General features: G+C 57.0%; 7 protein-coding genes and 1 pseudogene. 3 read left to right on the forward strand and 5 right to left on the reverse strand.

Features of this window, described 5'->3' with window-relative positions; all coding sequences use genetic code 11:
• Window positions 1-232 precede the first annotated feature (232 nt).
• The gene (locus WCA53_RS17485) at window positions 233-1321 is read left to right on the forward strand and encodes an alpha/beta hydrolase family protein (RefSeq protein WP_423913124.1); all 1089 of its coding nucleotides are present in this window, start codon (window positions 233-235) and stop codon (window positions 1319-1321) included.
• 166 nt (window positions 1322-1487) lie between these two features.
• On the opposite strand, the gene WCA53_RS17490 is transcribed toward WCA53_RS17485, so the two are convergent.
• Both WCA53_RS17490 and ampC read right to left on the reverse strand, forming a co-directional pair.
• A complete protein-coding gene (locus WCA53_RS17490) occupies window positions 1488-1910 on the reverse strand; it encodes a RidA family protein (protein WP_423913127.1) in 423 nt (140 codons plus the stop codon).
• A gap of 673 nt (window positions 1911-2583) precedes the next feature.
• Entirely contained in the window at window positions 2584-3771 is a 1188-nt protein-coding gene (gene ampC / locus WCA53_RS17495; protein ID WP_423913145.1) for a class C beta-lactamase, read from the reverse strand.
• Between the two features lie 476 nt (window positions 3772-4247).
• Between ampC and WCA53_RS17500 the strand changes: the two genes are divergently transcribed.
• Both WCA53_RS17500 and WCA53_RS17505 read left to right on the forward strand, forming a co-directional pair.
• Entirely contained in the window at window positions 4248-5135 is an 888-nt protein-coding gene (locus tag WCA53_RS17500; RefSeq protein ID WP_423913130.1) for a LysR substrate-binding domain-containing protein, read from the forward strand.
• 246 nt (window positions 5136-5381) lie between these two features.
• Window positions 5382-5495 (forward strand): annotated as a pseudogene (locus WCA53_RS17505) (IS6 family transposase); the annotation flags it as partial.
• A gap of 70 nt (window positions 5496-5565) precedes the next feature.
• On the opposite strand, the gene WCA53_RS17510 reads toward WCA53_RS17505, so the two are convergent.
• From WCA53_RS17510 to WCA53_RS17520, 3 genes are all read right to left on the reverse strand, one after another.
• Window positions 5566-6525 (reverse strand): hypothetical protein, encoded by a 960-nt coding sequence (locus WCA53_RS17510; protein WP_423913135.1) that lies wholly within the window; start codon window positions 6523-6525, stop codon window positions 5566-5568.
• The gene (locus WCA53_RS17515; RefSeq protein WP_423913139.1) at window positions 6522-7046 is read right to left on the reverse strand and encodes a 2OG-Fe(II) oxygenase; all 525 of its coding nucleotides are present in this window, start codon (window positions 7044-7046) and stop codon (window positions 6522-6524) included. Before WCA53_RS17515 ends, WCA53_RS17510 begins: the two co-directional genes overlap by 4 nt.
• 94 nt (window positions 7047-7140) lie before the next feature.
• Window positions 7141-10137, reverse strand: coding sequence for a hypothetical protein (locus tag WCA53_RS17520; RefSeq protein WP_423913143.1), 2997 nt, complete (start codon window positions 10135-10137; stop codon window positions 7141-7143).
• Between the last annotated feature and the right edge of the window lie 617 nt (window positions 10138-10754).

Genomic DNA, 10754 nt, shown 5'->3' on the forward strand with positions numbered 1-10754 from the left:
GGGCAAGGCAGCTTGGTGAGGCGCTCGCGCTCGCGAAAGAACAGGGCGCGATAGCGTTCGCGCGTCGGGCGCAAGACAGCCTTCGGCATCGAGCGTGAAAGGCGGGCGTTTTCGCACGTGATGAGACAGCGGACCGGGGCGCGCGTCAGGGACGGTTCCGGTGGGGAAATTGTGGCGCCAGGTGTGGAGGCATAACGGGGGCCGCGCGTTGAAGCTCGGGAGGCAGTGAAAAATGGATACGAATCTGGTTGCACTACGAAGTGTCGTTCGTCGAGCCATGCGTTGGTCCGCGATCTGCGCGATGCTCGGGTCGTTCACGGCTTTCGCACAGAGCGGGCCGGTTCCTGCGCAATACCAGGTCGGCATGAAGCAGCTCGAGTACGTGGATACGGGCGACGGCGGTCGCGTGCTTTCCCTCACGCTGTTCTATCCGGCCTCCGTTGCGAGCGGCGCGATGGCGCTGCGCATGCCGTTCTTCACCAACCTGCACCTGTACGCGAATGCGCCAATCGTGGCCGACGGCGTGAAGCGTCCGCTCGTGATGTTTTCGCATGGGCATGGCAGCAACGGGCTCTATTACGCGTGGTTCGCGGAGTATCTGGCTGCGCGCGGGTATGTGGTGGCCACGCTCTTTCACTACCGCGCGAATACCTATGACGCGACCATCATGTACACACGCAGCAAGTTGTGGCAGCGTCCGCTGGATATCAGCAAGGACATCACGTTTCTCTTGAGCGATCCCGTGTGGGGTCCGCATATCGATCCCGGCCGAATCGGCGTGGCGGGCCATTCGCAAGGCGGCTTCACCTCGCTCTGGATCGGCGGTGCGACGGTCGATGCCGAGCGGTATAGCGCCTATTTGCGGCGCTGGAAGAACGACGCGCTCGTGCCTGCCTCGTTGCGCCACGATCTGCCGCTCGATCCCGCTCCCGCGCTCAAGGTGCACGATAGCCGCGTGAAGGCGGTGTTCGCGATGGCTCCTGGGGACGTGCAGGGCTTCGGCATGGACAAAGCCGGGCTGAGAGAACTGAAGGTGCCGGCATATATCATTGTCGGCGCGAGGGACACGCAGGCGCCGCCGGCGGACAACGCCGAATTCGCGGCCCGTTACGCCGCCCATGCGCAACTCGACGTGATGCCCGGCGCGGTCGATCACGAGATCTTCGTGAACGAGTGCGATCAGGACGGCCGGGATACCTGGCCGGAGGCGTGCGTTGATGCAGCGGGGGTGGACCGTGCCGCATTGCATGAGCACATTGGCAACGCGGCGGTGGGTTTTTTCGATGCCGAATTGAACTTCGCGAGCAACCCTCAGCGTTAGCGCGAACGGACACGGCTAATGTGGCACGAAGTCAAATGAGATGAAGCGGATGATTGACCACGTGCCATCCGCTTGCAGTCTGAATATATCCATCCCCCCTTCATGGGTGACGGCTTTGCGGGCACACGTCCTGTGTGTAATAAATGCTCCCGTAGGAGCATTTATTTTAATTGGCGTCAGAAATAACGGCGATCAAATCCACTTCGAATCTTACATCGGGATTAAAAAGTGATTCCACGCCAATCAGCGTGCTTGCCGGAGGGTTTGCAGGGTCAATAATCAGGCTGCGAACATCGCGGATAATCGCCAGATATTCTGGTTTGAGATCGCACACGTAAATCGTAATTCGTACAAGATTATGCGGTTCAATGCCAGCATGCTTCATGGTGCGCTTCAAATTTTCGAACACTTGAGTTACTTGAGTGCGGAAATCTGGAGGCAGAATCTTTCCTTCATCGTTCATGGGAACGTGACCTGACAGATAGACTTGACGGCCTTTCTCTACTATAACTCCATCAGGAACTCCAGGAATCCTGGCAGACTCGGGAGTTGCGTAAATACGGGTAAGAAGATTTTGAGATGTAGACATAATAACCAAGTAGGTGTAAACAAATAGGGATTAAAAGGACTGCTTATATATCACAAAATCATCGACTCTCCTCGGCTACATTAAGTCGAAATTGCCGTGCAGAAAAGGAGGTAGACATCCATTTCTGCGACATATTTGTCAAGTGTCAGGGTTGCTGCAGCCGTGAGCCCAGAATGGTTCGACAATGCTGAAGAAAGTCGAATCTGATTTCGTCAACGACACTCATTTATAGAATTTTCACAGACGATAGAGGACCCCGTATAGTAAGTACTACGGTATATGGCTATTCTGTAGGCAGTGCGAAACACACATCAAGCCAAAAACTTTCATAACGCTTTCAGCTTAGCCCATTTACTTCCTTTTGGATAGTCAAAAAATCCGGATTCTGATTTATGGAAGAATGGGCTGCCACGTGAGAAACATCGACGACATTTGTCTTTTCAAGGCAGTCGCGGAGAGCCGCAGTCTTAACGCAGCAAGTCGCCACTTGGCGACGAAACTGCGCGTGCCATCGCTGCTGCGATCGGGAGCACCATCCGGACATGATGCCTGCAAGGGGCTGGGCGATCTTGCGAGCTTGGTCGCGCACGCGGCGCGCGACCAAGCTTGTTGCGACTGCCTGCCGGAGAGAACATGATCTGAGGAACGGGCGCTCAGTTAAAAGCACTGCTAATCAATCCTGCAGACTGAGCCCGCTGCCAAGTCGGGCCAGTATTTGATATGCAGCCGTTACCCTTGGAGCAATGGGGTAATTTTTATTTGCAAGTAACACAATCCCCAATTTTTTAGCGGGAATAAAGGCAAGGTAAGACGCAAAGCCATTGGTTGATCCGGTTTTGTTAATCAGCACATTTTCTTGTGGCGGTAGCGGAGGGGTTAACGCGTCTGCTTCCGTAGCCTGATAGATCATCGCGTCAGAATTACCTGCCAAAACCTGTTTCAGTTCCACGGGATAGGGGTATTGTTCCCAAATGAGGTCTTGCGTTATTTCGCCCGAGCCGAAATATCCGGTGTGGGTTTCGTTGATCGCCCGTTGCAACTTGCTGTCAATTTTTATCATCTGCATGTTGGCTGCAACAAATCGGACCATGTCCGCCGTGCTCGATTTCACTCCATAGGCTTCCGAGGACAGCACCCCGGCGTTCAGCCTGATCGGGGTCCCCTGCTTGGTGTAGCCTTGCGCGTAATCCTTCATTTGGTGCGAAGGCACATTGATATAGCTGTGCGTCATTCCAAGCATGGGAAATAACGTTTTTTCAATCGCGTCGTCAAAAGACTCATTCATGCTTCGCGCAGCAATCATGCCGAGCATGCCGATGCCTGGATTCGAGTAGGCTCTGTGTGTGCCGGCGGCATAAGTTGGCCGCCAGTTCCGGAAATAATCCATCAGCTGATCGGTATTGTGGATGGTGTCGGGCACTTGCAACGGGAGGCCGCCGGAAGTATGCGTACCAAGATTTAGCAGGCTGACGTTATCAAAGCTGCTGCCTCGCAGGGATGGCAAATATTTGCTGGCGCTGTCGGACAACGAAAGCTTGCCATTGACCTGCGCGTACGAAGCCAATGTTGCCGTAAATGTTTTGCTATCCGATCCAATCTCAAACAGAGTTTCGTTTGTAATCGGCCGCTGTGTTTCGAGTGACGCCACACCGTAGTTGAAAAAGTAACTCTCTCCGTTGATAGTTACCGCGACCGCCATACCTGGAATTCCGTATTCCTCCATCAAAGGACGGATTGCGCCGTCAACCACGGCGGAGATTTCTGGTTGTTTATTTACGCCTTCTGAAAATGTGCTGGACGCGAGAAAAAATGAAGACACCAAGGTGGAAGTTAGTAATTTCGTAAAAAAACCGGGACGCATGAAAACTCCGTAGTCAAACAACGTGAATATAGGATGAGAAAGGGTCTCGTTTGGTTCAGTCGAAAGATGAATCCCGGTTTGCCAGGTCGCATTCAAGCAACGCGGCGCCTGGCGGCCGATCAAGCGAAACAAGCCAGGCATCCTGTGCTGCCCGGCTGACGCTCAATCGAGCCTGCGGCGTTTGGAGCAAGGCAGAGCGCGCGGTTTCCGATTACTTAGGAAGAGGGACGTTAAATGGTTTCCCTGGTGTGGACACCCAGGTGCGATGACTGTCGCGCCAAGGCGCCCAGAATGACGGGAGCAGAAAAATATGTTTTCACGATGGTTCCTTCCGTCAAGAATTCGGGCCATCGGCAGGGCGTTCACGGCTGATAGTCCGAGGGATCCATGGCTTAAGCGGAGACGAGAATATCGTCGCTTCGCGAATTGTCTGCAAGCGAGCATAATTTCTGTTTGGGTAAAGAAAAACTTATGTCATGAATTCCATCCGTCCTCATCTCCCACTGAACGCCCTGCGCGCGTTCGAAGCGTCGGCACGACACCTGAGCTTTACGCGCGCCGCACTGGAACTCCATGTGACGCAGGCGGCCGTCAGCCAGCAGGTTCGAATGCTCGAAGAACGGCTCGGGACCACCCTGTTCAAACGGCTACCGCGCGGGTTGGGTATGACCGACGAGAGCCGCGCGCTTCTTCCGGTATTGACCGATGCATTCGGTCGCATCGAGGGCGTGCTGAAGCAATTCGAGGGCGGGCATTTCCACGAAGTGCTTACGATTGGCGTGGTCGGGACCTTCGCAGTCGGCTGGCTGCTGCCACGGCTCAAATCATTTCGCGAGAGGCATCCCTTTGTGGAACTGCGGCTGTTGACCCACAACAATCTGGTCGATCCGGCCGCCGAGGGACTGGACTTTGCAATTCGCTTCGGCGACGGCACTTGGCCTGCGACGCACAATGTCATGTTGCTCGATGCTCCGCTTACCGTGCTTTGCGCACCCGATATTGCGAGAAGGCTTTCCGCGCCGCAAGACCTGGCGAAGGAGACATTGCTTCGTTCGTATCGCACCGACGAATGGATCGGCTGGTTTAGCGCAGCTGGACTCGAGCCATGGCCGGTGAACGGTCCGGTTTTTGACTCGTCACGGTTAATGGTGGAAGCCGCGGTACAAGGTGCGGGTATAGCGCTGGCTCCGCCTCTGATGTTCGCTCGGGAACTTCATGCGGAATTGCTCGTTAGCCCCTTCAATACGGAAGTGAGAACGGGCAGCTACTGGCTGACATGGCTGAAATCGAGGCGCATGTCGCCCGCCACGGAATTGTTCCGTACCTGGATTCTCGCGGAAGCGGCCAACGAAACGCCCGATTAAACGGGCCACGTTTCGCCATAGAGTACGAAAACGTCAGTTTCAAAGTCTGATTCCCAGAGATTACTCAGCTTGACGTGGAAATGCGACAGGCAGGGGCTGGTGGCCGACTTGTTCACGGTTGTGCTGGAGTTCGAGGCAATGCTGCCTTAAACGTACGTCGATAAACGGTCCAGGTTCGATGAGGTGACAGGTGAGCAATCTGAATGATATGAGGCATGTCAGAGCGATGGCTGCCTTCGCCGCTAACGTCGCATCCTGGGTGGCATCGAATCGATGCACATGATCAAGAAAGGACAGGAGAAATGTTCGGGCAGAACCTCGCTGTCTGCCGCCAAGCAGTTTTATTCGTTGGTTTCATAAGCAATCCTGCGCATGGCATCTCTGCTTGACCCGCTTTCCTTACCGCGACAGAACCCAGTCGCATCTCCAATCAAGACAACTTGCCTGTGAATGAGTCGTCTACATAGTGGAGCAGCAGAGCTGTGGAGGTGAATCCTCCGGGAAGGCGGTCCCGTGAGTGCGACACCTGGCAGCCGCGATAGACGAGAGCGTCGCCAAGACGCTGGTAGATCTCAATCTTATCGTCACCGCTTCCTACCTTTATCGGCCATGGCGACTCGGCGTGAGGCTCCGGGGAGGCGTCAATGCACGCCGAAATGCTGTAATCGCATTGCTCGCGGTCGACGTGTTCCTCCAACTCCGCGCCGCTAAGGTACGACACGAAATACGCGTAAGACGGTTTTAGCGCAGCGCCTGCAATGTCGCTGATTGCGTGGGTCAGTTGCGCGTGAAAAAACCGCGCGATCTCTTCGTCGTGGGCGGCGAAGCGCCGACGGACCTGATCGTCGCCGAAGAGATAGTATCCCTGCCGCGTCCGACAGCGATAGTATCTGCGTAGAGCACCCACGTGGAAGGGGTGGATCAGATCGGGAACCGCAACGTATCCCTTCTCGAAGTCCCTTGCGTAGGCAAGGGACCGGTTACGCCATTCCCGCCGTCTCTGTCCGAGGTGGTTCGCCGGTACCAGAATGTTCGCCTCGCTCAAAACCCAGCGCACGTGCACGGGAAGGTCGTCTTCAAACACCGATCCCGGCGTCATACGCGACAAATACTCGAAATATTCGTCGCCCACCCAGAACGGCCAGATTGCTAGAGTACCGGGATCTTCAACCCACACCATCCGCACAGTCGAATAGAAGTTGTCACTGAAATCGACCCGGGCGGCCATATCGGGCGGCAAAGGTCCATCCCACGCGAACCAGCACGAAGGATTGACCACAACTGTGCCGAGCAACTCCTCGTTTTGCATCAGCCAAGGTGGCGCGAGATAGTACGGCTGCTCATCGAGCAGGCAGTGATAAAGCTCGGAAGGGAGTCCGTACGGCGTCATCTGTGCACCCAACCGTTAACCGTGAAGCGGCTGTCGGCAAAGTCGCCCGAGGAGTGAACGGGCAGGACTTCATGGAAGCAGTGGCTAGGGAAGAAAAGCATTTGGTTCTGAGACGGATAGATCGTCTGAAAGTCGCCGGCACTCACATTCCCGTTCCGGTCCACTTGCGTATCGTAAACGCGAAGCGCTCCTCCGTCGAAGCCTTTCGGCTCACGGAAGAAGTAATAGGTGAACGAAATCACGCGCGTCCGCACGGTATCGGCATCGTCGTCCCGGTGCGTTTTAAAAAATTGGCCATCGTTTGTCGCGGTCAACTGAACTTCGAAGTGCGAAATCGGAAACGGCGGCTGGCGCAGCCGGGCGAGCACGTGCGGCAGATAGCTCGAGATGCGATCGACGAACAACGCTTGACAGGCTTGCAGATCATACAAAACCTGCGAGCGCCTGTAGGAGTCGTCGGTTCTGCTGCCACCGCCGGCATCGAGAACGCCGGATTGAGCGAACTCGTCGCCGTGCCTCAATGTGTACTGAAGCAGGCCTGCCCATTCCTGGGCGACAAGGAATTCATCCAGGACGACTAGCGGAGTAGAGTACTGCCAAACGTCTGCCATGGAATTAACGGAAGTCATACGGAATAATCGCGGCATACACAAGCCGCTGACCCACGGACGGCGGATCGGTAATCACCTGCGAAGCGGCGTCCATGGCTATGTTTTCAAACTCTCGGATGACAACTCGAAACCGGCCGGGTGAAGGCGGTTTCGCGAACCGGATTGAGCCGGACCACAAGACCGTGCTGGGTTCCAAAGGCGGAGGCGCGTCTTCGGTGACCGTCACGTCTGATGCTGCCGCTGCGGTCCAGTCGAGGTCGCTTGAAATATTGCTGGCTCGCTTCTCGATACTGATCTTGAGGGATGAAGCGATCGGACCCACCGGCGCCAGGCCTCCCACGAACAGCCGGGCGTTTCGCGGATCGCCCGGATTGATGCTGAGGACGGCAGACCGATCGGCCGCAAGCTGAACGAAGTCGGCCAGAGCGATCGGAGAGAGTTCGACTCCCTGAATCGAGTGCGACTGATAGCGGGCGAGGGCCAGGCGGAGGAACGGCGAGTAGGTGAACAGATTCGAGATCTGGATATCGCAGTACCAGAGTTGCCTTCCGGAGTCGTAGGCTACGTTGTGCGCGGCGACATCGAATGTGAGCATCGATTCCGCGATCGTCAGTCCGCTCGCACTTGCGGTCGCGTTGGGGAAATTAAACAGGCTTGGGACATCCTCGATCGTCAGGGTTCCGTTCCCCCAGATCGGATCTACACCCCATTCTGTAAACAGACCTTTGTTCGTTTCCCGTGTGGTGTAATCAGGCGCCGCGGTGGAGGCAGACCACAGGACGACGCCCAGTTGCTCATCCTGTCCAGACGAGTACCAGCCGCGATTAAGATACACGCGCAACCCGTTGCCGTAGCGAATCGTAGTCTTGACGTTGGTGGTTTCCTGATTGTCCCAACCGAACACGGGTATCACATAGTCGATTTCGGGCGCCGCCGGACGGGCTGAACTGGGTACATCGACCACGAGAGTCGGGCCCGTCCGCGTGAAGTCGAGACCTTTCTGCGGAAAATATTCCTGAAAACGCGAAGTCGCGGTGGCGCTGTACACGATCCAACGATGCTTCGTGTCGTCGAATCGGTGCAAGGGGGATGAGGCAACAGTGGATGATGGATTCGACACGCCTTCGAGGACGTCCTGCGGTCCCGCGAACCAGAGGACATCCACAGACGGAATATATACAGCGACTATTCGAGTCTGAGTCGCATCGGAATAGATCGAAACCGGATTGGACGAGGAGAAGTCGAGGGCCGAAAGGTCCAAAGTTTCAACGATCTGAGCTTGGACTGACTCAGTTGGACCTGGCTGGGCGGGATCGTCGACGACGTCGAGCCAGCGGGCGCTCAGATCGAGTTTGGAACTGCTGCGCCCATGAATCTGCATTGCGCCGAGGAGGGCGGCGACGTGCGATTCGTGCGCCCTCCAGGCGGTAATCGGCGTGAAATTGTTGCGCAGGGCCGAGGCGAAAATCGGTGCCGCGGCATCGTGCACCACGGGAAGTTGAACGAAATTCGGCTCGCCGAGCGGCTGCTGCACTGCGTGGACGAGCGTCAGCGTGCGTTGGGGGGTGATCATTTCGTGCCCGCCCTCGAGCACGAGACGCGTGACCTCTGCAACGTCCAGGCTGCCCTCCGTGAACGACTGGTTGGCAAAAGAATCCTGCGTGTCAGCCGCTTTCCGGGCCTCGAAAAACTCTTGAATCCAGCCCCATACGCCCATGATGTCGAGATCCGGCGGCAGAAGATAGCTGCTTAACGGCACCTGAACGACGTAGCTTTTGGGTAGAGAAACGGTCAAGACACGCGAACTCGCATCCCATGAGGGCGGCTGATTGCCTTCCATGAGGAGCAGTCGGAAAGCAGAGGCGTTGGGCCAGGGCTGCGAGCCGAAGTCAATGAACGTAACGGAGCCGGGGCGGGCATCCACTTCCGGCAGCGTCGAATAGGTCAACCCATTCGAGCCGATGCGGCCGTCGGTGTCGTTCGGCGTGTTCGGAAGATTGCGCAGGGCGGCGCCACGGGCGAGCGGATCCGGGAAATATCCGACATCGAAAGTGGGACCCGCGACGAGTGGCGTATTGCCGAGTTTAGGATCACTGACTGTCGGGATAACAAATCCATCCCGCTGCGTTATCTCGTTGTATGTTGCTGCGGCTCCGTCAATCTTTCCCGCGACATCGAATAATCCGTGCTGCTCAATAAGCCGTTCCGCGACCCGGGGCGGTGCGATGTGACGCTGATCGGTTTGATTGGTTGGTGTGGTGTCCTGCGCTAGGCTCGTATTGTTGGAACGAATGACGAGGCGTTCCAGCGATCCGCCTTGTTGGGGCAGCTGCTGCAGGACAACAAAAGGATGTGACACCGGCTCGAAACGCAAATACTTCATCTGGACGCCGTGCGCGGGGACGACGAACGGATCTGCAACTGGAGCTGCGAGTGGCAGGCTGTTGCCCGCGAGGTCGACGACTCGTGCGCGGACGCGATAGCTCGCTTTTCCGAAGCGCAACTGCGGCAACGAAGCCTGCTTGACCTTAAACGCAGCGGTCATCTTAAACGGCGTAATCGGCTGGTTGACGCTCGGGTCCGGATCGAGGGCCTTGGCCGGATCGGCGTTGCGGTTCAGCGCCTTGCCCGGCCGGGAGACGCTGAGGCTCCATCCGTCCCATCGCGCGACCCGCTCGTGAACGTACACGTTCGTCGAATAGGGAGGAATATTGTTGTGTTGTGCGAATTTGTCCGGCTTGCGCGTGGGGTCATCGGCGGGCTGGGCCACCGCGAGTTGTGTGAAGCCTTCCTCGTCCACCGATAACGCGAGCTTGCCATCGGGGCCGAATCTATACGTCGCGCTGCGCTCATGTAGCGAGCGCCAGGCCTTGGTGGCCGAGGACCAGATGTCAATGCGGTAACCTCTTACGACATCCTGCGCGTTGTAGGGTCTGGGCGCGGCGCCCCCGTTTGCGAGCGCGTCGTTGAACCCCAGGTTGGCATGCAGCGCCTGAAGCAACTGCAGGGCACGCCCGTCCGCCATCAGCGAAATGCCACCCGAGCGCAGCGCGGGCAGCGTTTGCTCCACTTCGTCCAATGCATCCAGTTGCGTCATGTTCTGAACGTTGTCTGCGAGTCCGAGCGCTTTCAGGAGGGCTCCGTCAAGGTCGACCTGGGACAGGTAGAAGTCATCAAACGACAAGGCGAGGAAGCCCTTGAAAACATCGCCGGGCGGATAACTACCAGTGGTCTGAGCAGGAGGCGCGGCAGCTGGCGCCGCACAGAATGTATCCTTGTCGAGCCAATAGGAAGTTGCGTTGAGATTAAATGTCGGGGCGATCTTCCACTTGAAACCGGCAGTGACCTGCGAAGCGGCGATCGAGCCGTAAGCGCCTCCGACGGGTGAATCCGGGCAGAGCGACGAGTCCACTTCCAGATCGAAGACCAGGCCCAGCGCGCGAAGCAGGGAGGGATACGAGCCAAGTGCCGTCAGAGCGGCGTGAAAATCCAGCGTCTTCTTGAACTCAGCCGGCGTCGAGGCAAACGGGGGGCGTCCCGGCGCTTTCGGTATGTGGTGAAAAAGACCGAATCGCGTGGCCATGTCATGCGTAGCCGTTGCGTTCGGCTGCTCAAGGG

It is taken from the genome of Caballeronia sp. (assembly GCF_049581465.1).
In the GTDB taxonomy this organism is placed as follows: domain Bacteria; phylum Pseudomonadota; class Gammaproteobacteria; order Burkholderiales; family Burkholderiaceae; genus Caballeronia.

Coding starts and splice junctions, on each gene's coding strand:
- WCA53_RS17485 (WP_423913124.1), top strand. CDS start 233: ATGGATACGAATCTGGTTGCACTACGAAGTGTCGTTCGTCGAGCCATG.
- WCA53_RS17490 (WP_423913127.1), bottom strand. CDS start 1,910: ATGTCTACATCTCAAAATCTTCTTACCCGTATTTACGCAACTCCCGAG.
- ampC (WP_423913145.1), bottom strand. CDS start 3,771: ATGCGTCCCGGTTTTTTTACGAAATTACTAACTTCCACCTTGGTGTCT.
- WCA53_RS17500 (WP_423913130.1), top strand. CDS start 4,248: ATGAATTCCATCCGTCCTCATCTCCCACTGAACGCCCTGCGCGCGTTC.
- WCA53_RS17510 (WP_423913135.1), bottom strand. CDS start 6,525: ATGACGCCGTACGGACTCCCTTCCGAGCTTTATCACTGCCTGCTCGAT.